The 22,780-nt window shown below is 69.6% G+C and carries 23 protein-coding genes; 7 read left to right on the top strand and 16 right to left on the bottom strand.

Annotation, left to right across the window (positions count from 1 at the left end; all coding sequences use genetic code 11):
- Window positions 1-112: 112 nt before the first annotated feature.
- Both ABZ796_RS16050 and ABZ796_RS16055 read left to right on the top strand, forming a co-directional pair.
- The gene (locus ABZ796_RS16050; RefSeq protein ID WP_357338144.1) at window positions 113-385 is read left to right on the top strand and encodes a hypothetical protein; all 273 of its coding nucleotides are present in this window, start codon (window positions 113-115) and stop codon (window positions 383-385) included.
- A gap of 19 nt (window positions 386-404) precedes the next feature.
- On the top strand, window positions 405-1,253 hold the full coding sequence (locus ABZ796_RS16055) for a DUF3097 domain-containing protein (RefSeq protein ID WP_357338146.1): 849 nt from the start codon (window positions 405-407) through the stop codon (window positions 1,251-1,253).
- Window positions 1,254-1,260: 7 nt separating this feature from the next.
- Here ABZ796_RS16055 and ABZ796_RS16060 read toward each other — a convergent pair whose 3' ends face one another.
- Both ABZ796_RS16060 and hemW read right to left on the bottom strand, forming a co-directional pair.
- Complete coding sequence (locus ABZ796_RS16060; RefSeq protein WP_357338148.1) at window positions 1,261-1,455, bottom strand: PspC domain-containing protein; 195 nt, start codon at window positions 1,453-1,455, stop codon at window positions 1,261-1,263.
- Between the two features lie 99 nt (window positions 1,456-1,554).
- Window positions 1,555-2,766: a radical SAM family heme chaperone HemW gene (hemW, locus tag ABZ796_RS16065; protein WP_357338150.1), complete on the bottom strand. Its 1,212-nt coding sequence runs from the start codon at window positions 2,764-2,766 to the stop codon at window positions 1,555-1,557.
- A gap of 69 nt (window positions 2,767-2,835) precedes the next feature.
- On the opposite strand from hemW, the gene ABZ796_RS16070 reads away from it, so the two are divergent.
- On the top strand, window positions 2,836-3,543 hold the full coding sequence (locus ABZ796_RS16070) for a GNAT family N-acetyltransferase (RefSeq protein WP_357338151.1): 708 nt from the start codon (window positions 2,836-2,838) through the stop codon (window positions 3,541-3,543).
- A gap of 120 nt (window positions 3,544-3,663) precedes the next feature.
- On the opposite strand, the gene ABZ796_RS16075 is transcribed toward ABZ796_RS16070, so the two are convergent.
- The 7 genes from ABZ796_RS16075 to ABZ796_RS16105 all read right to left on the bottom strand — a co-directional run bounded on the left by ABZ796_RS16075 (window position 3,664) and on the right by ABZ796_RS16105 (window position 13,254).
- Window positions 3,664-7,092, bottom strand: coding sequence for an error-prone DNA polymerase (locus tag ABZ796_RS16075; RefSeq protein ID WP_357338153.1), 3,429 nt, complete (start codon window positions 7,090-7,092; stop codon window positions 3,664-3,666).
- An 11-nt stretch (window positions 7,093-7,103) separates the two neighbouring features.
- Entirely contained in the window at window positions 7,104-8,648 is a 1,545-nt protein-coding gene (locus ABZ796_RS16080) for a DNA polymerase Y family protein (protein WP_357338155.1), read from the bottom strand.
- Window positions 8,645-9,334 (bottom strand): hypothetical protein, encoded by a 690-nt coding sequence (locus tag ABZ796_RS16085; protein WP_357338156.1) that lies wholly within the window; start codon window positions 9,332-9,334, stop codon window positions 8,645-8,647. Before ABZ796_RS16085 ends, ABZ796_RS16080 begins: the two co-directional genes overlap by 4 nt.
- Window positions 9,335-9,476: 142 nt before the next feature.
- The gene (locus tag ABZ796_RS16090; RefSeq protein WP_357338158.1) at window positions 9,477-11,240 is read right to left on the bottom strand and encodes a serine hydrolase domain-containing protein; all 1,764 of its coding nucleotides are present in this window, start codon (window positions 11,238-11,240) and stop codon (window positions 9,477-9,479) included.
- Window positions 11,237-12,481, bottom strand: a complete 1,245-nt coding sequence (locus ABZ796_RS16095) for an MFS transporter (protein ID WP_357338159.1) — start codon at window positions 12,479-12,481, stop codon at window positions 11,237-11,239. The genes ABZ796_RS16090 and ABZ796_RS16095 overlap by 4 nt, the downstream gene beginning before the upstream one ends.
- The gene (locus ABZ796_RS16100) at window positions 12,478-12,990 is read right to left on the bottom strand and encodes a helix-turn-helix domain-containing protein (RefSeq protein ID WP_357338160.1); all 513 of its coding nucleotides are present in this window, start codon (window positions 12,988-12,990) and stop codon (window positions 12,478-12,480) included. The genes ABZ796_RS16095 and ABZ796_RS16100 overlap by 4 nt, the downstream gene beginning before the upstream one ends.
- Before the next feature lie 63 nt (window positions 12,991-13,053).
- On the bottom strand, window positions 13,054-13,254 hold the full coding sequence (locus tag ABZ796_RS16105) for a hypothetical protein (RefSeq protein WP_357338162.1): 201 nt from the start codon (window positions 13,252-13,254) through the stop codon (window positions 13,054-13,056).
- A 127-nt stretch (window positions 13,255-13,381) separates the two neighbouring features.
- On the opposite strand from ABZ796_RS16105, the gene ABZ796_RS16110 reads away from it, so the two are divergent.
- Both ABZ796_RS16110 and ABZ796_RS16115 read left to right on the top strand, forming a co-directional pair.
- Window positions 13,382-13,873: a SigE family RNA polymerase sigma factor gene (locus tag ABZ796_RS16110; RefSeq protein WP_357338163.1), complete on the top strand. Its 492-nt coding sequence runs from the start codon at window positions 13,382-13,384 to the stop codon at window positions 13,871-13,873.
- The gene (locus ABZ796_RS16115) at window positions 13,870-14,709 is read left to right on the top strand and encodes a hypothetical protein (protein WP_357338165.1); all 840 of its coding nucleotides are present in this window, start codon (window positions 13,870-13,872) and stop codon (window positions 14,707-14,709) included. Before ABZ796_RS16110 ends, ABZ796_RS16115 begins: the two co-directional genes overlap by 4 nt.
- Before the next feature lie 5 nt (window positions 14,710-14,714).
- Here ABZ796_RS16115 and ABZ796_RS16120 read toward each other — a convergent pair whose 3' ends face one another.
- The gene (locus ABZ796_RS16120) at window positions 14,715-15,623 is read right to left on the bottom strand and encodes an aminoglycoside phosphotransferase family protein (protein ID WP_357338166.1); all 909 of its coding nucleotides are present in this window, start codon (window positions 15,621-15,623) and stop codon (window positions 14,715-14,717) included.
- 69 nt (window positions 15,624-15,692) lie between these two features.
- Here ABZ796_RS16120 and ABZ796_RS16125 point away from each other — a divergent pair, with 69 nt between their 5' ends.
- Complete coding sequence (locus tag ABZ796_RS16125) at window positions 15,693-16,217, top strand: cupin domain-containing protein (RefSeq protein ID WP_357338167.1); 525 nt, start codon at window positions 15,693-15,695, stop codon at window positions 16,215-16,217.
- Here the strand turns inward: ABZ796_RS16125 and ABZ796_RS16130 are convergent.
- Window positions 16,202-16,654 (bottom strand): NUDIX hydrolase, encoded by a 453-nt coding sequence (locus ABZ796_RS16130; RefSeq protein WP_357338169.1) that lies wholly within the window; start codon window positions 16,652-16,654, stop codon window positions 16,202-16,204. The genes ABZ796_RS16125 and ABZ796_RS16130 overlap by 16 nt on opposite strands.
- Before the next feature lie 31 nt (window positions 16,655-16,685).
- Window positions 16,686-17,162, bottom strand: coding sequence for a pyridoxamine 5'-phosphate oxidase family protein (locus tag ABZ796_RS16135; protein WP_357338171.1), 477 nt, complete (start codon window positions 17,160-17,162; stop codon window positions 16,686-16,688).
- 85 nt (window positions 17,163-17,247) lie between these two features.
- On the opposite strand from ABZ796_RS16135, the gene ABZ796_RS16140 reads away from it, so the two are divergent.
- Window positions 17,248-17,829 (top strand): hypothetical protein, encoded by a 582-nt coding sequence (locus ABZ796_RS16140; RefSeq protein WP_357338172.1) that lies wholly within the window; start codon window positions 17,248-17,250, stop codon window positions 17,827-17,829.
- Here the strand turns inward: ABZ796_RS16140 and ABZ796_RS16145 are convergent.
- The 4 genes from ABZ796_RS16145 to ABZ796_RS16160 form a co-directional block, all read right to left on the bottom strand.
- Entirely contained in the window at window positions 17,816-18,172 is a 357-nt protein-coding gene (locus tag ABZ796_RS16145; RefSeq protein WP_357338173.1) for a hypothetical protein, read from the bottom strand. The two genes, ABZ796_RS16140 and ABZ796_RS16145, sit on opposite strands and share 14 nt — an antisense overlap.
- 67 nt (window positions 18,173-18,239) lie before the next feature.
- Window positions 18,240-19,532 (bottom strand): DUF222 domain-containing protein, encoded by a 1,293-nt coding sequence (locus ABZ796_RS16150; protein WP_357338174.1) that lies wholly within the window; start codon window positions 19,530-19,532, stop codon window positions 18,240-18,242.
- 399 nt (window positions 19,533-19,931) lie between these two features.
- On the bottom strand, window positions 19,932-21,806 hold the full coding sequence (gene lepA, locus ABZ796_RS16155; RefSeq protein ID WP_357338175.1) for a translation elongation factor 4: 1,875 nt from the start codon (window positions 21,804-21,806) through the stop codon (window positions 19,932-19,934).
- A 22-nt stretch (window positions 21,807-21,828) separates the two neighbouring features.
- A complete protein-coding gene (locus ABZ796_RS16160; protein ID WP_357338176.1) occupies window positions 21,829-22,776 on the bottom strand; it encodes a hypothetical protein in 948 nt (315 codons plus the stop codon).
- Window positions 22,777-22,780 lie beyond the last annotated feature (4 nt).

The following is a 22,780-nucleotide window of genomic DNA, read 5'->3' on the forward strand; positions in this document are numbered from 1 at the left end:
GTGGCCGCTTCATTCTGTGGAACGGATTACTTCTCTCGCCATCGAGATAGCCTTAGGTTAGGCTGACCTTAGAGTCACTCGCTGCACTGCTTCCGCCCCACTGGAGAGTCCTATGATCGCCGACGATCTGCTGGTCCGCATCACGACCCACGCCAACGACGAGCACCAGGCCGACCTGTGCCGCTCGCTCTCCGCCCGGCTCGGTCTGCGGCCGCGTCACATCGTGGGCGTGCGCCTCTCCCACCTCACCGAGGAGAGCGTCGAGGTCTCCTGGATCACCCTCGACGGCGGCCACCACGTGACCTTCCGGTTCCCGGAGACCGCGGCCACGCCGGACGATGTTCTCGAGCAGCTCGGGCGAGTGCTCACGGGTTCTCGCTGCTGACTCCGTTACCGTTCTCCGGATGAGCGATCGCTATGGCTCCGACGTCCTGGCCGGTGATTGGAAGAAGCCCAAGCACGGGCGTGCCGTCGAGACCCCCGCAGAGCTGGGCGCGGTGGTGGAGGAGGTCGAGACCGACTTCGTCGGCGAGATCGTGCGGATCGACCGCGACCTGCACACGCTGACCCTGGAGGACCGGAAGGGCAAGCGGCGTACGTTCCCGCTCGGACCGGGCTTCTGGCTCGACGGCAAGCCGGTCATCCTCACTCCCCCGGTGACCCGCACCGCGCCCGCGAAGCCGACCCGCACCGCGTCGGGCTCGGTCGCCGTGGACAACGTCAAGGCGCGGGTCGCGCGCGAGTCGCGGATCTTCGTCGAGGGGCGTCACGACGCCGAGCTGGTCGAGAAGATCTGGGGCGACGACCTGCGGATCGAGGGTGTCGTCGTCGAGTACCTGGGCGGGGTCGACGACCTCGCCGACCATCTCGTCTCGTTCCGGCCGGGGCCCGAGCGCCGGGTCGGGGTGCTCGTCGACCACCTGGTCAAGGGCTCGAAGGAGGCCCGGATCGCGGAGTCGATCCGGCGCTCCGCGGTCGGCCAGCACGTGCTCATCGTGGGCCACCCGTTCATCGACGTGTGGCAGGCGGTCAAGCCGGCCCGGCTCGGGCTCGAGGCCTGGCCGAACGTGCCGCGCTCGATCGAGTGGAAGAAGGGCATCTGCCAGCACCTGGGCTGGCCCCACCGCGATCAGGCCGACATCGCCCGTGCCTGGAAGCACATCCTCGGACGGGTGAACTCCTTCGGCGACCTGGAGCCCGCCCTGCTCGGGCGGGTCGAGGAGCTGATCGACTTCGTCACCGAGCCCGTCTGAGGCTCCGTCAGTAGGACGACTTCTTCGGCATGATGATCCACAGCACGATGTAGACGATGAACTGCGGTCCGGGAAGCAGGCAGGAGATGATGAAGGCCAGCCGGATCAGGTTCGAGTTGATGCCGAAACGCTGGCCGAGGCCGCCGCAGACGCCGGCGATCCATTTGTCGTTGCTGGGACGGGAAAGAGTTGTGGTTGCCATGGCTCCACTCTCCCCTGTCGAGCGCTCTTTACCAATCAGGATCACCCCTGATCCTTCGGTCAGGACCAAGGTCCCGGACTCAGGGATGCTCAGGGCTCCTCAGGGGAGCAGGTCTCGGACCACCGCGTCGGCGAGGAGCCTGCCGGTCTCGGTGAGAAGGATCGTGTCGCCCTCGACGGTGACCAGGCCGCGGCGTACCTGCTCCGGAAGCGCGGCGCGGCCCTCGTCGTCGAGGGCGTCCGCCGGGAGGCCGTCGGCGAGTCTCAGCTCGAGAAGCACGCGCTCGACCCGCCGGTCCTCCTCGGCGAGGATCTCGCGGGCGTGGGCGGGGCTCTGGTTGCTGCCGATACGGTCCGCGTACGCCTTGGGGTGCTTGACGTTCCACCACCGGGTGCCGCCGACGTGGCTGTGGGCGCCGGGGCCGACACCCCACCAGTCGCCACCCTGCCAGTAGAGCATGTTGTGACGGCAGCGCTGGGACTCGTCGGTGGCCCAGTTGGAAACCTCGTACCAGGTCAGACCGTGCTTTCGGAACGTGGCGTCGGCCAGCTCGTACTTGTCGGCGAGGTCGTCCTCGTCAGGCATCTCGATCTCGCCCCTTCTGACCCTTCGGGCCAAGGCGGTGCCGTCCTCGACGATGAGGGAGTAGGCCGAGATGTGGTCGGGGTTGCTGGCCAGTGCCGTGTCGAGGCTGACCCGCCAGTCGTCGACCGACTCGCCCGGGGTGCCGTAGATGAGGTCGAGGGAGACCTGCTCGAAGCCGGCCTGCCGTGCCCAATCGACGACCAGCGGGACGCGCTCGGGGTCGTGGGTGCGGTCGAGGGTCTTCAGTACGTGCGGGACGGCCGACTGCATGCCGAAGCTGAGGCGCGTGAAGCCGCCCTCGCGCAGGGTGCGCAGGTAGTCCAGGTCTACGGAGTCGGGGTTGGCCTCGGTCGTCACCTCGACGTCGCCGGCGAGACCGAACTCGTCCTTGATCGCCGTCAGGATGCTGGTGAGGTCCTGCGCCGGGAGGAGCGTCGGGGTGCCGCCGCCGAAGAAGACGGTGTCCACCTGCTTGTCACGCTCGCCGAGCACGCGGCGGGCCAGCCGGACCTCCTCGATGGCCTGGTCGGCGTACGTCTGCCGGCTCACGCCGGGGCCCAGCTCGACCGCGGTGTAGGTGTTGAAGTCGCAGTAGCCGCATCTGACCGTGCAGAACGGGACGTGGACGTAGAAGCCCAGGCCCTTCTCCCCCAGCGTGCTCAGCGATTCGGCCGGCAGCGACCCGTCGGTGGGGGCAGGATCGCCGGGAGGCAGAGCGGAAGGCACGCCTCCATTATCGATCCACCTGTCGAAAAGGGTTAACCGCGCTCGATGGGGTGGTGGGAAAATCCTGGGGTGTCCGTCTCGCAGCCAGATCTTCTCCTCGACGATGTTCTCGACAACCCGGTCTGGCACTCGCTGACCGGTGCGCACGCCGCGCTCGCCGAGGGCTCGGGGCTCGCTCGTCGCTACCGTCCCGACGTCTCGCCCTTCGCCGCCGTCTCCGACCCGGGTTCGGCTCAGGCATGGCGCGATCTGGCCGCGGCGGTCGGGCCCGGCGGCACCGCGCTGATCACCGGTGCCGACGGCGTCTGCGGCGAGGGGTGGGAGATGGTCGGGGGTGGCGAAGGGGTCCAGCTCGTCGAGACTGCGCGGGTCGCCGCCGCACCCGATCCCGAGGCGGTCGTGCTCGGAGCCGCCGACGTCCCCGAGATGCTCGACCTCGTCGCCCGCACCGAGCCCGGACCGTTCGAGAAGTCGACCCACACGATGGGTACGTATCTGGGGCTGCGCCACGACGGCCGCCTCGTCGCGATGGCCGGCCAGCGGATGCACCCGGGCGGGTGGATCGAGATCAGTGCCGTCTGCACCGCGCCCGAGGCCCGCGGCCGCGGCCTCGCCGGCCGCCTCGTCCGCGCCGTCACCGCCGACATCCACGCCCGCGGCGCCCGCGCGCTGATGCACGCCTCGGTCACCAACACCGGCGCCATCTCCGTCTACCTCGGCCTCGGCTTCGAGCAGCGACGGCGTACCACCTTCGAGCTCTTCCGCGCACCCCTCTGACCCCCTGCCGAATCTGTAGTTCCGGGGCCCGAGTCTGTGGTTGTGGGCGACGAATCTCTACTTTCGTCGCCCACAACCACAGTTTCGGCCAGCCATTTCTGCGGATTCGGCGGGGTGGGGTCAGTGGAAGTCGCGGGAGCGGTGGCGGGAGGCGATGGCCCGGGCTGCCTCGGGGTGGATCTCCTCGAGCGGGGCGAGGCGGTCGGCGACCAGATTGGTGACCCCGTCGTTGCGCTCGAGGATGCCGCGGATGAGCATGACGGAGGTGGAGACGGCGATCTTGCGGTGCTTCTTCCACAGGCCGGCGGAGCAGACGACATTGAGCATGCCGGTCTCGTCCTCGAGGTTGATGAAGGTGACGCCGCCTGCGGTCCCGGGGCGCTGACGGTGGGTGACCAGGCCGGCGACGGTGATGCGCCGGCCGGGCTCCGCGGTGGGGAGGTCGCTGATCTTGGGGAGTCCCGCCGCGGCCAAGCCGGCCCGGAGATGGGCGAAGGGGTGGCTGCCAGGGGTCACGCCGGTCGCCCACAGGTCGGCGAGGGTCTCCTCGACCGGGTCGAGGCCGGGCAGCGCGGGGGTCTCGGCGGTGAACCGTACCCCTTCGAGCTGGTCCTCGGTCTCGGTCCAGCCCGCCTGCCACAGCGCCTCCCGACGGCTCGATGTGAACACCTCCAAACATCCCGCGGTGGCCAGCGCCTCGAGCTGAGCCCGTTCCAGGCCGGCGCGACGGGAGAGGTCGAGGGAGTCCTTGAACGGCGCCTCCTCGCGGGCCTTCACGATCCGCTCGGCCACGTCCTTGCCGATGCCGCGTACGGAGTCCAGGCCCAGCCGTACCGCGAAGTTGGCGTCACGCCGGTGCTCCGGGGTCGGGTCGGGGGTGCCGGGTACCCACGGAGTCTTCTCCCCATCCAGCCGGCAGTCCTCCCTCCCGGTAGGCGTCACCACCTCGACGTCGGTCGGCTCCAGGTCTGCGGCGGCCTGGCTGCGGAGGAGGTCGGGACGGCGTACCTCCACCCCATGGCGACGGGCGTCCTGGGTCAGCGACTGCGGTGAGTAGAAGCCCATCGGCTGGGCTCGGAGCAGGCCGGCCAGGAACGCGGCCGGGTAGTGGAGCTTGAACCACGACGAGGCGTAGACGAGCTTGGCGAAGCTCAGCGCATGGGACTCGGCGAAGCCGAAGTTCGCGAAGGAGAGGATCTGGGTGTAGACCGCCTCCGCGGTCTCCTCGGTCATGCCCTTGGCGCGCATGCCCTGGTAGAGCTGCTCCTTGAGCGAGTCGATGCGCTCGAGACCACGTTTCGAGCCCATCGCCCGGCGCAGCAGGTCGGCGTCGTCGTGGTCGAAGTCGCCCAGGACCCGGCCCATCTCCATGAGCTGCTCCTGGAACAGCGGCACCCCGAGAGTGCTCTCCAGCACCGGCTCCAGCAGCGGGTGGGCGTAGCTGACCTCCTCGCGCCCGGTGGCCCGGCGTACGTAGGGATGGACCGCTCCGCCCTGCACCGGCCCGGGCCGGATGAGCGCGATCTCGATGGCCAGGTCGTAGAAGCAGCGCGGCTGCAGCCGCGGCAGGGTGCCGATCTGCGCGCGCGACTCGACCTGGAAGACCCCGATCGAGTCGGCCCGGCAGAGCATGTCGTAGACCGCCGGCTCCTCCTTGGGGATGGTCGCCAGGGTCCAGCCCTCGCCCAGATGCTCGAGCGCCAGATGCATCATGTGGTCGAGCGCCGCCAGCATCCCGAGCCCGAGCAGGTCGAACTTCACCAGCCCCATGTATTCGGCGGCGTCCTTGTCCCACTGGATCACGGTGCGCTTCTCCATGCGGGCACGCTCGATGGGTACGACCTCGCCGATCGGCTCCTCGGTCAGCACCATGCCGCCGGAGTGGATGCCGAGATGGCGCGGGGCTCCGTGGATCTCCTCGGCCAGCGCGAGGACCGGAGCCGGGATGCCGACGTCGTCCGGCGCCTCGACGCGGGAGTAGCCGAGGTGCTTGGACCAGGCGTCCTGCTGGCCGGGGCTGTGGCCCAGCGCCTTGGCCGCGTCCCTGACCGCCATCTTCGGCCGGTAGCCGACGATGTTCGCCACCTGCGCGGCGTTGCGCCGACCGTAGGTGTCGTAGACCCACTGGATCACCTGCTCCCGCTTGTCGGAGTCGAAGTCGACGTCGATGTCGGGCTCCTCCTCCCGGTGCTCGGAGATGAACCGCTCGAACGGCAGCTCGTAGAAGACCGGGTCGATCGCGGTGATCCCGAGCGCGTAGCAGACCGCGGACGCGGCCGCCGACCCTCGGCCCTGGCAGAGGATCTTCTGACTCCGCGCGAACTCGACGATGTCGTGCACGATCACGAAGTAGCCCGGGAAGTCCTTGCGCTCGATGACGTCGAGCTCATGCAGCACGCGTTCCCGGGCCTTCTCGACGAACTCCGGGTCGGAGGCGTACGGCTCCGCATAGCGCTCCGCGAAGCCCTCCTCGGTCAGATGGCGCAGCCGGCTCGCGGCGGTCTCGCCCTCGGGGATCCCGCGCTTGGGCAGCTTCGGGGTGGCCTTGCGCAGGTCGAAGGCGCACTCCTCGGCGATCTCGACACTGCGCGCCACCGCGCCCGGGTAGCGCTGGAAGAGCTGATGCATCTCCTCCCCCGACCTGACGTACGCCACCGGACCCGCCGGGAGCCAGCCGGCGATGTCGTTCAAGGTGCGGCGCGCGCGGACCGCCGCGAGCGCGTCGGCCACCCGGTGCCGGTCGGGAGTGGCGTAGTGGACGTTGTTGGTGGCGACCGTGGGCAGACCGGCCTCACGGGCGATGCCAGCGAGCAGGTCGTTGTCGTAGGAGTCGGTCGGATGACCGCGGTCGGTCAGCTCGACGACGACGTTGTCGCGACCGAACCGGTCGGTGAGATCGCTCAGCGCCCGGGCGGCGGCGATCGGGCCGGTGTCGGTGAGAGCCTGGCGTACGGTGCCCTTGCGGCAGCCGGTCAGGATCAGCCAGTTGCCGCTGCGAGCCCGGTCGGCGAGCTCGTCGAGGTCGTAGGCCGGCCGGCCCTTCTCGTCGCCGCGCAGCTGCGCCTCGGTGATCGCGCCGGCCAGCTGCCGATAGCCCTCGACGCCCCGGGCGAGCACCAGCAGGTGGCTGCCCTCGGGGTCGGCGACCCCGTTCTGCGGCTTGGTCAGGCCCAGGGACAGCTCGGCGCCGTAGATGGTCCGCAGCTGCTGCTCCCCGCTGGTCGGGGCCAGCTTCTGTGCCGCCTCGGCGAAGGCAGGCGCACCGTAGAAGCCGTCGTGGTCGGTGATCGCGATCCCGTGCAGCCCCCGCCGGATCGCCTCGGCGACCAGTGCCGACGGCGAGCTCGCTCCATCGAGGAAGGAGAAGTCGGAGTGGGCATGGAGCTCGGCGTACGGCACCACCGGGCCCTCCGGCCCGCGCACCTCCTCCTCGGGAAGCCGCTTCTTGCGGCGTGAGATCGGCGCGTCACCGTAGGGGTCCTTCGGAGGGCGGCCGGACAGCCTCCGCTCCAGCTCCTTCCACGGGATCTCGGGGTTGTTCCAGCCCATCGGTCACCCCGTCAGTCATAGCTGGCTTCGGTGAGCCAGTGGTCGGTGTCGAAGGTGGCCAGCCAGGCGCGGCCGTCGACCCCGACGAGCTGGAAGCGGGCGACCCGCCGCCCGCCGCCGGGCTCCCACCACGCCTCGGTGACCGGCCACGGACCCGCCCAGGAGGCGACCCGCTGCCAGGGTTGGCCGGCCGAGGGCCGGTAGCGGACGGGGTCGCCGGAGACGCCACCGCGAGGGAGCACCACCACCTGCCGTCCGGCCTGGTCGCAGACCTCCGCCTGCCAGGGCTCGGCGAGCACCCGGGCAGGCGCCGGCGGCGGGATGCTTCCCGGCCACGGCAGCGCGCGGTCGCGGAGGGCGCTGGTGCGGTCGCCCCAGGGGACGTACGCCTGCCGGTCGCTCGGGCTCCGACCGCCCTGCAGCACCGGGGCGACGACGGCCTCGTGGCCGAGCAGTCCCTGGACCCGGGCGATGCCGCGGTCGACACGCTCGTTGGTGCCGCCCCAGAGCCCGTCGGCGTGGACCGCCTCGGAGACGGCGACCTCGGGGACGAAGCGGACCTCGGTCACCGCGCCGCCCGCAACGACCCCGGCCAGCTGCCAGTGCAGCCGGTCGATGAGGTCGACGGAGGAGAACCAGCGCGGGTGCGCCCAGGTGCGGCAGGAGTCGGCGCCGCAAGAGCCGGGCACAGTCTCCATCGCGACCTCGATCCGCACCTCGGTGCAGACCTCCTGCCGCGTCGCCAGGCCCTTCACGAACCCCTCCGCGGCCTGCCGGGCCGAGAAGCAGACCGCCTCGGCGGAGTCGAGCGGCGGCTCGAAGGCCACCTCGGTGGCGAGCTCGGGCGGTGGCGTACGCCCGGTCACCGGCCGCGCTCCCTCGCCGTGGATCACCCGGCGGACCCAGGCGGCCTGCGCACCGAAGCGGGCCTTGACGTCGGCGCCGGGCAGGTCGGCGAGGCCGCCGAGCGTGGTCAGGCCGAGCCGCTGCAGCAGGCTGACCGCGTTGGCGTCCTCGAGGACATGGACCGGTAGCGCGCGCAGGAAGGCGGTCGAGCCGCCGTCCGTCGGGACGGCGTACGTCTCCTGCAGCCCGGCGCTGCGCGCGGCCTGCTCGGCGGTGAAGAGCTCATCGGCGATGCCGATCCGTACGTCCCAGATCCCGAGCCCGACCACACACTCGGCGATCGCCGCGCCGGCCTCGGCCTCGCCGCCGTAGAAGCGTGCCGGCGAGCGCAGCGCGACCAGCCCCGGGCGGAGCGGCATGACACCGGGGCGCAGCTCCTCCAGGCGCACCAGCACCTCCTCGAACACCCGCGCATCACGGGCCTCGTCGGCGGCGAGCACCTGGACCTCCGGGCAGCGCGACTGGGCATCTCGGCGCCGCATCCCGCGCTTGATCCCGAAGTCCCGCGCCGCCTGGTTGGAGGTCTGGACCCGGTTCTGCGCGAAGACCGCGGCCGGCAGATGTCGCGGCAGGCCGGCATCGCCCAGCGCCGCGGCGACCGGCCAGTCGGCACACCAGACCACCAGCGTGCGGCTCTTCTGGATGGTCATGCCGACTCCTGTTTCCGCAGGTCAGAAAGGTCAGCGACGGGTTCGAGGACGCGGCGCAGACCGCCGTCCTCGGCCGGGAACCAGAGCGCCGTACGCCGAGGCGGAGCCGTCCCACGCACCGCCTCGACCACCATCCTTCTCGCCCGAAGATGACCGTCGCCGTTGCCCAGACCGATCCAACGCGGTTCGGTCGCCCGCAGGCGTACGTCTGCTCTCGGCCACTCCCCCAGCGCGACCAGCGCGGCGCCGCGGGTGCGCAGCCGGGCACCGATCTTCTCCGCGACGCTCGGGGTCACCCGACCGGTCGGTCGGACCAGCACCAGCGTGACCACGTCGACCAGCGCCGCGGTCGCCTCCAGCCAGGAGTCCTGGGGCCGTGGCACCAGGATGGTCCGCTCCAGGTCGACTCCGGCCTCGGCCGCGGCCTCGACACCGAAGTCCTCGACACCGACGACGGCAGTCCACTCCCCCGCTCCCGACGGCCCCGCCAGCAGCAGCATCGCCAGCGACAGCGAGTCGGCCGCGTACGTCCCGCCCGCCCGCAGCTGCACCACCCCACCGAGCGCCTCGTGCGTCGCCAGCTCCGCACCCATGCCCGGCTTCTGCTCCAGCCGACGCACCTTCGACCGGAGCTGCTCGATCTGAGCCAGCTTCTGGTGTCGCTCAATCCCCGCTACCACTCCCACTCAACGAGTATCGAACATTTGTTCGAACACATCAAGGTCGAGTCCTCACTTCTGGCGTGCCGAGTCTGTAGCTGTGACGAACGAGACTGTCGACTCGTCACCCACAACTGCAGACTCGGCCTCCAGAACTGCAGATTCGGCGCTATCCCCTGAGCGCGGAGGCGAGATAGGTGAGGCGGGGGTGGTCGGAGGTGGGGAGGGCGGTGACGGTGGTCTTCTTGGCCACCGCGACCTTCCAGTAGGTCGCGCCGGCGACGACGAGGAAGTCGGCCTTCGACGAACCATCACCGGACAGGGGCGTGGTGATCAGCTCGGGCTCACCGAAGGCGCGGAGGGCAGCGATGACCGGGGAGTCCTCCGCCAAGGCGGCGCGGGCGGCGGCGATGAGGCCCTCGTGGGCATCGGGGACGGCCACCACTCGCAGGGTCTGGATGCGCGGCTCGGCCTCGGGCGAGAGCATGACCTCGATGTCGTAGCGGCCCCTCTCGGCAGGTACCACGGCCAGCGCGACACCCATCGCCCGGGAGAAGTAGCCGTAGGGCGCACCGCCCAGCGGCAGCCCGACCTTGGCCCGCGCCTGGGTGATCTGGACGCGCCGGGCGGCATCAGGGGCGTCGAGCTCGACGTTGTCGGCGAACAGGGACGGCAGCGCGAACACCTCGGCACCCGCAGGATCGAACGTACGCAGCCGCTCGACCGCGGTCTCCAAGGCCGCGTCGAGCCGCGGGCGAAGCCCCTTGACCACCGTCGAGAACCGGTGCGGACCACCACCGGCGAGCTCGTCGGAGACCAGCGAGCGCAGCGCGGTCATCGCGGTCGGGTAGCCCCCGGCATAGGTGCTGTTGGACAGCGTGATCACACCCAGGCCGGTCGCGGGGTGCCAGACCATCCGCGAGCCGTAGCCGGGGTAGCCGCCGGAGTGGTGGACGAGCTGGCCGAGGCGGCTGTCGTGGTCGACCATCAGGCCGTAGCCGTAGCCGGCCGCGACCGCCCCGATCCCGGCCTCGGCACCGGAGAACCCCAGCGAGGCCGACACCGCCCCGAACCGGTGCAGCTGCTGCATCTCGCGCCGCGACGCCTTCGACAGCGGATGTCCGTCAGCCCCCGCCGAGAAGGCACCCAGGAACCCGCCGACCCAGCGCGCCAGATCGGCCACCGAGGAGTGCAGACCACCCATCGCCGCGAACGATCCCGACGGCACCGGCGGCGCCACGGCCCACGTCGGCGGTCCCTCGAGCCGGTCGCCCGCCCAGGCAGGATGCAGCGGAGGAACATGCCCGGGAACTCGATTCGGGACCGCATCGGGCGAGTAGCCAGAGGAGGTCATCCCCAGCGGCGCCAGCAGCTCGTGCTCGACGAAGTCCCGGTTGGCCCCCTCGGGAGCCGAACCACCCACCACGTTCTCGATCGCCCGCCCGAGCAGGGCATAGCCGAGGTTGGAGTACTCGAACCCGACCCCCGGCTCGCGCCCGGTCGAGAAGCCTCCGTCGAGGAACGTCCCGAAGGCGTCGTAGGACAGCGACTCCTGCCGGTCGCCCCACGGGTCGTCGGTCGGCAGCCCGGCCGACATCGAGAGCAGCAGCCGCAGGGTCACCGCCGGCGAGTCGGCGGAGTAGGGCGCCTGGTCGACGAGCTCGGGCACGTACTGCGCGATCGCCTCGTCGAGGTCGACCAGCCCGCGGTCGCGCAGCAGCAGCACCGCGGCCGCCGTGAACGACTTCGACATCGACGCGATCCGGAAGACGCTCTCGGCGGTCGGCGCCGGACCGCCCTCGGTCGTCGCCCCGAACGCGCCGGAGTGGACCAGCTCGGAGCCGCGTACGACCCCATAGGCCAGCCCCGGAGTCAGGTTCTCCTCGAAACGTTCCTGGAAGAGCGAGTCGATGACGGAGATGTTCAGGCTCATACGGGCGTTCCTTCGCTGGCAGGTTGCTCGACGCGTTGCAGCCTAACCACGGAAGGCACCGCAACCGTGGCAAGACAGGTCAATACACAGAGCACACCGCTCACCAGGAACACCGGTCGCGCCCCCAAAGACTCCCCCAGCGGCCCGTACATCAGCTGTCCGATCGGCATCGCGATATACGACCCGAGCATGTCGTACGACCACGCCCGTGACTGCATCTCCTCGGGCACGTTCTCCATCATCGCGAGATTCCAGCCGAGCCCGAAGATCTCGATCCCGGCGCCGGCGACAGCCATCGCGATGACGAAAGGCACGGTCTCCGGCCACAGTCCGAGCGCGATGAACGGCAGCCCCATCAGCGTGACGCCAAGCATCCCGGCACGCAGCGGATACCGGAGGGTCAGCCGCATCAGCACGAATGTCATGACAAGAATCCCGATCGCCTGGGCCGAGTTGCCCAGCCCCCAGCCCTGGACCCCCAGCGAAGTGGACTTGGCGTACGCCGGCCCCAGCACCTGCATCCCGCCTGCCCACATCGTGTTGATGACCATGAAGGCGAGCACGACGACCCACAGCCAGGTGGTGGAACGGACGTACGTCCATCCCTCGACCAGCTCTGCGATGGCCGACGTCTTCGGGCCCGTCCTGGCGCGGCGCGGGATCCGCACCGGGAGCAGGAAGATGGCGGCGAGGAGCCAGGCCAGCGCGTCGATCGCCAGCGCCCAGCCGGCGCCGACCCCGACGACCAGGACGGCCGCGGCCGACGGCCCGAGGATCGTCAGCGAGCCTCGCGACATCGACAGCAGCAGGTTGGCCGGCTGTAGATCCTTCTTCGCGACCAGCTGCGGCACCATGCCCTGCATCGCCGGGTACGCCATCGCCGACATGGTGCCGTTGACCGCTTCGAGGACGATCAGCATCCAGATCTCGGCGTTGCCGGAGATGATCAGCCCGGCGGCCACAGCCTGGGTGAGCGCCGAGGACAGGTTCGAGATCTGTAGGACCAGCCGCCGCGGGAAGCGGTCGGCGATCACGCCTCCGACCAGCAGGAAGATGACCATCGGGATGGTGTGTGCCGCCACGACGGCACCCAGCGCTGACGCCGAGTCGGTGACCTCGAGCACCGCGAAGGCCAGCGCGATGTGCGACATCGAGGTGCCGGCCATGTTCACGAACCGTGAGGCGAAGAACCACCCGAAGTCGCGGTCCTTGAGGACGAAGAGACTCTCCTTGATGCTCACTCCCCTTCACCCATCACGAACGCGGAAGCGGTCAGGTTCACGTGGATCGTGCCCTCCGTACGCGGCGGACGAGCGTTGTCGTGGAGCAGACCGCTCGCCTCCCGGACGAGGTCGTGGACCCGCTGCCAGACATCGGGGTCGACCCACATCTCCGCGTCCGAGACGATGGCCGGTCCCTCGGCGCGCAAGCGGCGGCGGCGTACGAGCTCCTCGGCGATCGCGCGGGTGTGGACCTCGTCGTCCTCCCTGGACGGCGGCCCCTGGGCGGCGTCGCGGCGCCAGACGTACCGATACCGCTTCGCGACCCCACCGCGGATCCGCTCCTCGCTCGCGACCTCGATCAGCCCGGCGCTCTCGAGCAGCCGGAGATGGTAGGAGGCGTTGGCATGCGTCAGGTCGAGCTCGCGCGCGACCTCCGCAGCCGACAGCTCCGCACCCGTCAGCAGTGACAGCATCCGGAGCCGCAGCGGGTGCCCGGCTGCCCGCAGCCGCGAGATCTCCTCGTCCAATCGAACCTCCCAAGAGTTGTTTGGGAGTGAGTCTGGCGACTCCGCAGCACAACCGTCAAACAGTTATTGGAGAGTCAGTTGGTGGCAGCGTACTTCTCCGCCGCCGCCCGCGGCTTTGAGGGCCCGGAACAGGGTCGAGACGGTGATGTCGTGGTCGGGGCGGTGGACGACGACGATCTCGTCGCCGACCTGCAGCTGCCCCTCCTCGAGGACGCGGAGATAGGGCCTGCAGGGCGTATGCACGCTGCAGATCTGCAGCAGCACCGTCCCGATCCGCCACTGTTGACGCTTCGCACGATGGGCACAGCGCGATTCTCCCGTGGCACACGCATACGGTCGAACGGGTTTCCAGCGAGAATCTCGATGGCCATCTAAAGGGATCCGAGGTCTGATGCGTCAAGAGGCTGTGAGCTTCGACGAGTTCGGTGCGTTCTACGCCTCCCACAAAGACCGCTGCCTGCGAGCCACCGTCGCGAGCGGGGTCGATCCGGCGCGCGCCGAGGACGCGGTGGCCGAAGCCTTCGCCCGCGCCTGGGCGCGGTGGCGCACCGTACGCAACGCCCGATCACCTGCTGCCTGGGTGGTGCGGACCGCGGTCAACGCCGACATCTCCTGGTGGCGGAAGCGCCACCGTGAGGTCGGTCCACCCCAGGACGTACGCAGCGACCAACCCGACCTCGACGGGCGCCGTGACCTCATCGCCGCCGTGCGCCGCCTGCCCAAGCGCCAGCGTGAGGTGGTGGCGCTGCGCTACATCCTCGATCTCGACACAGCGACCACGTCGGTCGCCCTCGGCATCTCGCCCGGAACCGTCTCGGCCCACCTGCACCAGGCGCTCGCCACGTTGCGGACCGACCTCGCCACCGAAGGAGCTCACTCATGAGCCTCGATCTCGAAGACGAGCTGCGCACCAGCAGCGACCTCACCCTCGACCGCTCGCTCGCCCAGATCCGGGTGCGTGGCGACCGGCTCCGCCGGCGGCGTACGTCACTGCTGATCGCCACCACCGCCGCCGTGTGTCTCGTGGCGACCGGGCTCGTCCTCGCCGTCAGCGGGCGCGGGCCGCTGGCCGTCGACGTGAGCCCGGCCGACCAGAGCTCCGGCCCTCGACCCCCCGACCAGGTGCTGACCTGGAGCGGGAAGCCGACCAACGTCACCGACGCCGAGCTGACGATGATGAAGAAGAAGTGCCTCCCGGGGGCGCAACAGGACGCCGCGACCACTGCCGGCACGAACCCCGAGATGCCGAACTCGATCGACCCCGACCGTCTATACCCGATCTTTGCCGAGCGGCGCACCGACTTCGGACCCGAGCACGACGACATCCTGCGCACGATGTTCCTGACCGACGGCTATCTGGTGCACTGCGGGGCCTACACGACCGACTCCGGCCAGCCAAGGACCGAGGACGTCGTGGGCTCAGCAGATCGCATCAAACCTTTCCCCGACATGGGCCGGTGGGAACACTTCAGCAGTTCCTGGACCACCAACTGGATCAGCTTCATGTTGCCGGTGCCCGATGAGGCGGCTTCGGTGAAGTTCTTCATCGGCGGCGGATACGTCGACGGGACCATCAACAGCGGCATCGCGGCGGCCTGGATCAGCGCCGCGGGAGTGAAGAAGTCGCAGGACACCGTCGGGTTCGCGGTCTTTGACGCCGACGGGCGCCGAATTGGCGGTGTCGACCCGGTCCCGAGCAAGGCCTGGCCCGCCGACTGACGGTCTCAGTCCTGCACGGCCTTGACGAGCGAGATCATCGCGGTGATCCACTCTTTATCAGGTCCAGCCTTGTCCGGCGCCGCGTTGTCCTCGACCTCGTCCTTGACGTTGACCATCAAGCGCAGCACCACCCACGCACGGGCACGGTCCTCGTCGAGCTCGGCGGCGTCGACGAGGGCGAAGAACCGGTCACGGACACCGTCGCGGATCCGCCCCGCGTACTCGTCGAAACGGTTCCAGAGCATCGGCGCGAGCTCGTAGTGCGGGTCGCCGGAGAGGGGCTTGGGGTCGATCACGAGCCACTCCTCACGATCGCCGCTCAGCACGTTCTCGTAGTGAAGGTCCGTGTGGATCAGCGTCCCGTCGGTGCCCTCGTCCCCGGCGAAGTCGCGGGCGATCGCCCGGGCCTGCTCGACCATCCGCGGCGGGACCGGAAGCCGCCGGGTCTTCTCCCCCAGCTCGTTCGCCCAGCGCGCGGCCTGCTGCGACAACGTACGCAGCTGCGGCGGAGCCGGCACATGCAGGCGCCGGTAGAACCCGCCCACGATCTCGCACGCCTGCACGTCCCACATCTCCGTGAGGTCCGACGGATGCAGCCGTTCGAGCAGCAGCGCGAACCGCTTCGGATCGGCCCGAAGCAGGCGTACGGCACCTCGACCGCCCCACACCTGCAGCGCGAGCGCCTCGTGCTCGGCCTCCCAGTGCGGCCAGCCGACCTTCAGCACGGCGGCCTCGCCGTCGGCGGTGCGGACCGGGAGCACGACCGCGCAGCTGCCGTGGGTGGTCGGACCGTCGATGCTCAGCGACCACTCCTCGACCAGGTCGCGGAGCAGACCCGGGAGATCGTCGAGCCACGCGGCCCAGGACGGTCCGTTGGCCGCGAGCGCCAGGAAGGAGTCCGGGACGAGCGTCACGGCCGCAACCCTACTGGCGCAATTTCTAATGTGCTTCCCAACCCCGGACGGATCGGGCAGGTTGAGCCCATGTCACTTCCAGAGTCGATGGGGACCAAAGGCGTTCCCTACCCGCCCGAGCGCTACGACGGCGAGGCCGGTGAGATCTCGGCGTTCCACCGTCCCGACAAGACCCCGCCCGACCTCGAGTATCCCAACGGCGTGAAGGTCGACTATCTCGCCACCGGCGCGACGACCGCGGGCGACTACGGGCTCTACCGCTGGCACTTCGGTCCCAACGAGACCGGCCCGGGGCCGCACTTCCACCGTGCCGTGGCCGAGTCGTTCTACGTGCTCACCGGGACCGTGCGGATCTACAACGGCGAGGAGTGGATCCCGGCCGGCGCCGGCGACTTCGTGCATGTGCCGGTCGGCGGCCTGCACGGCTTCCGCAACACCACCGACGAGCCCGCCTCGATGCTGCTCCACTTCACCCCGGGCGCGCCACGGGAGGGCTACTTCGAGGGGCTGCGCGAGCTCGCCGAGGGCACCGAGCTCGGTCCGGACGAGATGGCCGAGTTCTACAGGCTCCACGACAACTACTGGGTCGACTGAGCCACCTTCAGCGCCTCGATCCCCATCCGGACGATGGGGCTGGTGGAGTCGGCTCCGATCGCGGGGTCGTCCAGCTCGACCCACGCGGCGAAGTCGGTGGTCCCGTCGACCTCCAGCGTGCCCAGCTCGCCCCCGACGATCCGCGCCTCGAAGACCACGCGGGTCGACTGGTAGGGCCGGCGCCCCGGGTCGAACGGCACGACGAACACGTCGGTTGTCAGCGGAGCCCCGACCTCGACGTCGTAGCCGGTCTCCTCCTTCACCTCGCGCACGACTGCGGCGGGCATCTGCTCGCCGTAGTCGACGCCACCGCCCGGCAGCGTCCAGCCCGGATCGTTGCGGTGGTTGCCGTTGAACCAGCTCAAGAGGATCCGCCCGGCATCGTCGACGATGACGGCGTACGCCGCCACCCGGGTGTCGTAGTCGGTGAAGTGCATCCCCGCGAGACTAGCGCGGACCAGCGGGAAGTCAGGCGAAGACGAAGGCGGTCGCGTCCTTGGGGAACGAGGTCCAGGCCCGGATCCGCCGTGGATGCACCACCGGCGCGCCTTCGACGTAGTGCTTGGCCTCGAAGACGTTCTCGCCGTACTCGGGGTACTTCGCGTTCAGCAGCCCAGCGATCTGCTCGGCGACCTCCGGCGCGAACCTCGTCTCCCGCACCTCGCCCTCGATGACGACCAGCTTCCACGGGTCCGGCAGGTTCACCGTCACCTTCGGATGCTTGGCCGCGAGCCGCCGGTGCAACGTCTCCGGGCTGCCTCCGTAGACCAGCTCGTCCTCGAACCAGATCCCGTCCAGCGGCGTCACGTGCGGACTCCGCCCCGGCCTCTCGAACGCGAACCAGAACTGCTTGGCCTCGACCAGCCGCGGACGTACGTCCTCCCACGCCAGCAGCTCGCTCGGCGTGCCGTATCCCTCCGGAAACCGAATCTGTTCTGTACGCATGCGGCTCACTCAACCACCGGCGAGGCACGGTCGACCCGACCGTTCTTGCGCAGCCACCCACCGGCCGTGTGATGGACTGGCGGGCATGCATCTTCGGGCTGCACCCACGATCGTCCTGATCGCCGCCACCTCGGCCTGCGGGGCCGGGTCAGGCCCGGTGACAGCTGCCGAGCCGACGCCGTTCTCGGCCGCCACGACCTCGACGCCGAAGGGTTTCACGGCCGGCGAGTGCCCGGCGGTGGTCGGCGGGAAGCCGGTCACCTTGAGGCTGGCCGTGCCGGACGGGTTCGCCTCCGAGTCGACCGGCCCGACCGAGCAGACCCCCAGCGGCCGGTGCACCTGGCGTGACCCCGAGGACCGCTTCCTCAGCGTCCAGGTCGGCGAGACGGAATCGCTCGCCGACCACGTCGACGAGCTGAAGCAGTTCGAGGGCATGGGCGGAGACGACGAGGTCAGAGACGTCACCTATGACGCCCCAATCGACGCCTTCGGCGACCTGGAGGGCGAGCGGCTCACCTGGTGGACCTACTCCGACGGCATGCCGGCCGACTGCGTCAACGTACAGGCGAACGGCATCAGCCTGTTCTGGGAGACCCCGGACGACCTCGGCCAGCGGCTCGACGACCTCGATGTCGTCCTCGACAGCGTCGAGCTCATCCGCTCCTGACCGGACTCTTCTCCGCCGCCGCTCGCCTGCCGCTCGCGATGATCAGCACCACGAGCATCACAGGCACGATCACCGTCCACGATGTGGGGAGCAGCCCGGCGGCACACCCGATCGCCGTGAGGACGAACCCTCGCCTCGGCTGTCGGGGCAGCAGCAGCGTCCCGGCCAAGACCAGCACCCCGCCACCGACGAGCGTGCCGAACCAGAACAGCAGCCCGCCGTCGCCGTTGCGTACGACCCGAACGGTCTCGGCCGCTCCGGCTGCGAGCAGCAGGCACCCGAGGAACAATCCGTACCACCACACCCAGCCACGGCTGGCCGGTCGCTCGTCCTCGGATCGCATCCGCGTCCCCTCCCGTCTCGCCGCCCCCGGGAAAGGCTGTCCACCATCGAGCGTAGGGCGTCGCGGCTCAGGCCGCGAGCGTGTGAGTGAGGAGTACGTCGCGCAGCCTGAGCTCCGCCGGCGACAGGGATGGTGGATCCGGTGACCAGGTGTCTGGTGGTGGGCTGACGTAGGTGTGCCCGGTGGGTGTGGTGGTGATGATGCTGCCGTCGGATCCGGGTCGGGCTTGCCAGCCGAGGGCTTCCTTGGCCTGATTGCACCTTTCGCACAGCCCTTGGAGGTTCTCGGCGCGGGTCTCGCCGCCGTCGGCATGACGCTCGACGTGGTCGATGTTGCGGATCGGGGCATCACAGCCGTTTGTCCGGCAGATCCCGCCGTCACGCGTGGTGACGAACTCCCCCAGCCCGTCGGGCGCCTTCCGTGAACGGGACTCCATCGCGACCAACTGCCCGGCCGGGTCGGTGAACAACCGCCGGACGAAGACCTCCGCATCAGTGAGCGCCTCCCGGGCCCACGCGGCCGGGACGGGTCCGTAGCCCTCGACCATGGCCGGCTGGTCGGCGTCGTTGGTGAGGGAGTCGGCGGTCATCACGATCTTGACCTCGATCCGAGGCTTGGCACCCTCAGCGCGGCCGGTGACTCGGTCGAGGAGCGTGTCGGCCATGACCTGACCACGAGTCCGCTCATCGCCCGCTGCATGGGCAGCCTTGGCAGCCTGGTCCAGTGCCGCGAAGACGGCGACGCCGTCCTTGACCGGCAGCAGGGCGCCGAGCCAGGTCATCGTGTCCGGTGCCGGCCGCAGGCTGACGCGGCGGTCTTGCTTCGCGTTCGCAGCGCGGGCGACCACGGATGCCTGGTCGAGGGTGATCGCGAGCTTCTTCGCAGCGTTCTCGAGCTGCCGCAGTCCCATTGACACCGCTCGAGCGGGTTCCCCGTCTGGACCGGTGGCGCAGAGCTCGTAGTCGATGACCCTGCGGTCCTCCACTGAGAGACAGGCGGTCTCACGGGCCAGGATCGTGGCCTGCCACTGGGAGAACAGTCCTGCTTTCATGAGCGCGAAGGTGTGGGGCATCTCGGTGATCAGGATCTTGGCGAGCCCGAGCAGCTTGGCGCCCTTCTCGGGTGAGACCCGCCGCGCCAACGCGACCTGGGAGGCCACCCCTTCACCAAGCTTCCGGGCAGGAACCCCGGCCGCTGATTGGCGTGCCCGGACAGCTTCCTCCAGACGTACCGCTGCCTGTGCCTGAACCGCCTCGGCGGTGCACTTCACTGCTTCGAGACGACTGATCCAGTCCACTAGCTCGCCCTCGGACGCACCGGGAGGTGGCCCGTCGAGGAGGTGGTCGGTGGTCTCGTACATATCCGTTATTATATGCGATCGACCAGTATTGTGCGACCTATTTGTGCTGGTCAGATGACAGTTATGCAGTCAGCGAACAAGGCACGTGAACTCCGCGCCACTCTTTCGCCGCCGCCCCGATATAGGCGAAATCTTTCTCGATCGGGTGCCGGGTCAAGGACCGCGAAGCGGCCGGCGCAGCCGGCGCCCGCAGGGCGTCCTTGACGCGGCGCACGATCGAGAAACCCTCAAAGCAAGGGTCGGCGGCGAACCCCAGGAACGAAGCACAGTCGCTAAGCGAGGTTTCGCTCAGAAGCGACTGTGTTGGTCTCGACACGCCTCCGCCTAGCGGCTCCGGCGGCTCGACCAGCGGGGGCAAGCGGCTCGACCAGCGAGGCGAGCGGCTCGACCAGCGGGGCTTCACTTCTTCCCGGCGGTCTTGTCCGTAGAAGGCTGGGTGGTGGAGAGAGCGGCGACGAAGGCCTCCTGGGGGACCTCGACGCGGCCGACCATCTTCATCCGCTTCTTGCCCTCCTTCTGCTTCTCGAGCAGCTTGCGCTTACGCGAGATGTCGCCGCCGTAGCACTTGGCGAGGACGTCCTTGCGGATGGCGCGGATGGTCTCGCGCGCGATGACGCGAGCGCCGATGGCGGCCTGGATGGGCACCTCGAACTGCTGGCGCGGGATGAGCTCCTTGAGCTTGCCGGCCATCATCACGCCGTAGCCGTAGGCGGCGTCGCGGTGGACGATCGCGGAGAACGCGTCGACGGGCTCGCCCTGGAGCAGGATGTCGACCTTGACCAGGTCGGCGGCCTGATCGCCGCTGAACTCGTAGTTCAGCGAGGCGTACCCCTTGGTCGAGGACTTGAGCTGGTCGAAGAAGTCGAAGGCGATCTCGCCCATGGGCAGGACGTAGCGCATCTCGACGCGGTCCTCGGAGAGGTAGTCCATGCCGCCGAGGGTGCCGCGCTTCTTCTGGCACAGCTCCATGATCGTGCCGATGTAGTCGGACGGCGAGAGGATGGTCGCGTTGACGACCGGCTCGCGCACCTCGCGGATCTTGCCCTCGGGGAACTCCGAGGGGTTGGTGACGATGTGCTCGGTGCCGTCCTCCATGATCACGTCGTAGACCACGTTGGGAGCCGTCGAGATGAGGTCGAGGTTGAACTCGCGCTCGAGGCGGTCACGGGTGATCTCCATGTGCAGCAGGCCGAGGAACCCGACGCGGAAGCCGAAGCCGAGCGCGCCCGAGGTCTCCGGCTCGTACGTCAGGGCCGCATCGTTGAGCTGCAGCTTGTCGAGCGCCTCACGCAGCACCGGGTACTGGTCGCCGTCGATCGGGTAGAGCCCGGCGAAGACCATCGGGTTGGGGTGGGAGTAGCCGCCGAGCATCTCCTTGGCCGGACGGTTGTTGCCGGTGACCGTGTCACCCACGCGCGACTGGCGCACGTCCTTCACGCCGGTGATCAGGTATCCGGTCTCGCCGACGCCGATGTGGTCGGCCTTGACCGGCTCCGGGCTGATCACTCCGAGCTCGAGCATCTCGTGGACCGCGCCGGTCGACATCATCTTGATCTTGTCGCGGTGGGTCAGCTTGCCGTCGAAGACCCGGACGTACGTCACCACGCCGCGGTAGGTGTCGTAGACGGAGTCGAAGATCAGCGCCCGCGCGGGGGCGTCCGGGTCGCCGACGGGAGCCGGGGTCTGGGCCACGATCTCGTTGAGCAGCCCCTCGACGCCCAGCCCGGTCTTCGCCGAGACCTGGAGTACGTCCTCGGGCTCACAGCCGACGAGGTTGGCCAGCTCCAGGGCGTACTTCTCCGGGTTGGCGGAGGGCAGGTCGATCTTGTTGAGCACCGGGATGATGTGCAGGTCGGCACCCATCGCCAGGTAGAGGTTGGCCAGGGTCTGCGCCTCGATGCCCTGCGCCGCGTCGACGAGCAGGATCGCCGCCTCGCACGCCTGCAGCGACCGGGACACCTCGTAGGTGAAGTCGACGTGGCCGGGGGTGTCGATCATGTTGAGGACGTACGTCTCGCCCTCGACCGCGTTCTCCTGGCCCTCGGTGACCGTCCACGGCATCCGCACGGCCTGGGACTTGATCGTGATCCCGCGCTCGCGCTCGATGTCCATCCGGTCGAGGTACTGCGCCCGCGCGGCACGCTCGTCGACCACACCGGTCAGCTGCAGCATCCGGTCGGCCAACGTCGACTTGCCGTGGTCGATGTGGGCGATGATGCAGAAGTTGCGGATGATCGCCGGGGGCGTGGAGCCGGGCTTCGGGGCAGCACTCATGATGAGGGTCATCCTCCCACGCTCAGTACTGATGGAACCAAAGCGGCAGCTGCACCGACTCGCCCGGGCAGGTCACGTTGCGGTCGCGACCGTTCTCGAGCCACTGCACCATCACCGCCGCACCGCCCTGGAACATCCACTCGCCACCGCACCGCTCCAGAGCCGCGGCCCGCGATGCCTCGCCCGCGGGGCGCCACTCGGGCAGCTGCAGCTGCAGATCGCCGACGATCGGCGTCCACAGGCCCTCGATCGAGTAGACCCCGGCCCGCTTCCCGGCTTCCTGGTAGCCGGCCAGGGCGCCCTGGACCACCGCCTGGTTGGCCTCGACGTCGTCGGACCACTCCCAGTCGGGGACCGGCTCGACGTCCATCCAGACCGAGGGCGACTCGAGGCCCGCGCGCTTCATCGTCTCGAGGTTCCACCGCGCCTGCTGGTAGCCGACGTTGGTCAGCCGGCCGATCTTCGTGTCCGGATCGCCGGGGCCGTCCTCGCCGTGCTCGCGGAGATCGGCCGCGGTGGGGTAGGAGACGACCGCATAGGCCGAGATCATCAGCTTGTTCGTCTTGGCCCACTCGACCTGCGAGGCCAGGCACGGGTTGGGGGTGAACGCCGGGCCGTTGGTGAGCCCGATGACCACGTACTCCGCCGAGTCGAGCGGCATCGGCAGCCCCAGCGTCCGACGCTCCTTGATGCCCATCCCCTCGGGGCACTGCGGCCAGCTGAGGTCACCACCCTCGACGATCCCGCGGTCCTCGGCGGGCGGAACGGTCGGGATCTCGAGGGACTCGGGCGCGCGTGGTGGCGCGCTCGCCGAGGTCTGGGGCTCCGTGCTCGCGGACGTCGACGGCGAGGCGGACTCCGCCTCGGCCGGGGGCTCGGTGGCGCAGCCGAACAGCACCGGCGCCACCAGGAGCAGCAGCACAGCGGCGTAGGTGTTCCTTCTTGCCGACATCACCGCAGATACTGCCACCCGC

The organism is Nocardioides sp. NPDC047086, from assembly GCF_040643685.1.
Taxonomy (GTDB): domain Bacteria; phylum Actinomycetota; class Actinomycetes; order Propionibacteriales; family Nocardioidaceae; genus Nocardioides.

What these genes read in the sequence shown, in the direction of transcription:
- ABZ796_RS16145 (WP_357338173.1), bottom strand. Translation starts at nt 18,172, where the DNA reads ATGCGATCCGAGGACGAGCGACCGGCCAGCCGTGGCTGGGTGTGGTGG.
- ABZ796_RS16055 (WP_357338146.1), top strand. Translation starts at nt 405, where the DNA reads ATGAGCGATCGCTATGGCTCCGACGTCCTGGCCGGTGATTGGAAGAAG.
- ABZ796_RS16135 (WP_357338171.1), bottom strand. Translation starts at nt 17,162, where the DNA reads ATGCGTACAGAACAGATTCGGTTTCCGGAGGGATACGGCACGCCGAGC.
- ABZ796_RS16075 (WP_357338153.1), bottom strand. Translation starts at nt 7,092, where the DNA reads ATGGGCTGGAACAACCCCGAGATCCCGTGGAAGGAGCTGGAGCGGAGG.
- ABZ796_RS16090 (WP_357338158.1), bottom strand. Translation starts at nt 11,240, where the DNA reads ATGAGCCTGAACATCTCCGTCATCGACTCGCTCTTCCAGGAACGTTTC.
- ABZ796_RS16150 (WP_357338174.1), bottom strand. Translation starts at nt 19,532, where the DNA reads ATGTACGAGACCACCGACCACCTCCTCGACGGGCCACCTCCCGGTGCG.
- ABZ796_RS16115 (WP_357338165.1), top strand. Translation starts at nt 13,870, where the DNA reads ATGAGCCTCGATCTCGAAGACGAGCTGCGCACCAGCAGCGACCTCACC.
- ABZ796_RS16050 (WP_357338144.1), top strand. Translation starts at nt 113, where the DNA reads ATGATCGCCGACGATCTGCTGGTCCGCATCACGACCCACGCCAACGAC.
- ABZ796_RS16140 (WP_357338172.1), top strand. Translation starts at nt 17,248, where the DNA reads ATGCATCTTCGGGCTGCACCCACGATCGTCCTGATCGCCGCCACCTCG.
- ABZ796_RS16060 (WP_357338148.1), bottom strand. Translation starts at nt 1,455, where the DNA reads ATGGCAACCACAACTCTTTCCCGTCCCAGCAACGACAAATGGATCGCC.
- ABZ796_RS16125 (WP_357338167.1), top strand. Translation starts at nt 15,693, where the DNA reads ATGTCACTTCCAGAGTCGATGGGGACCAAAGGCGTTCCCTACCCGCCC.
- ABZ796_RS16130 (WP_357338169.1), bottom strand. Translation starts at nt 16,654, where the DNA reads ATGCACTTCACCGACTACGACACCCGGGTGGCGGCGTACGCCGTCATC.
- ABZ796_RS16080 (WP_357338155.1), bottom strand. Translation starts at nt 8,648, where the DNA reads ATGACCATCCAGAAGAGCCGCACGCTGGTGGTCTGGTGTGCCGACTGG.
- ABZ796_RS16110 (WP_357338163.1), top strand. Translation starts at nt 13,382, where the DNA reads ATGCGTCAAGAGGCTGTGAGCTTCGACGAGTTCGGTGCGTTCTACGCC.
- lepA (WP_357338175.1), bottom strand. Translation starts at nt 21,806, where the DNA reads ATGAGTGCTGCCCCGAAGCCCGGCTCCACGCCCCCGGCGATCATCCGC.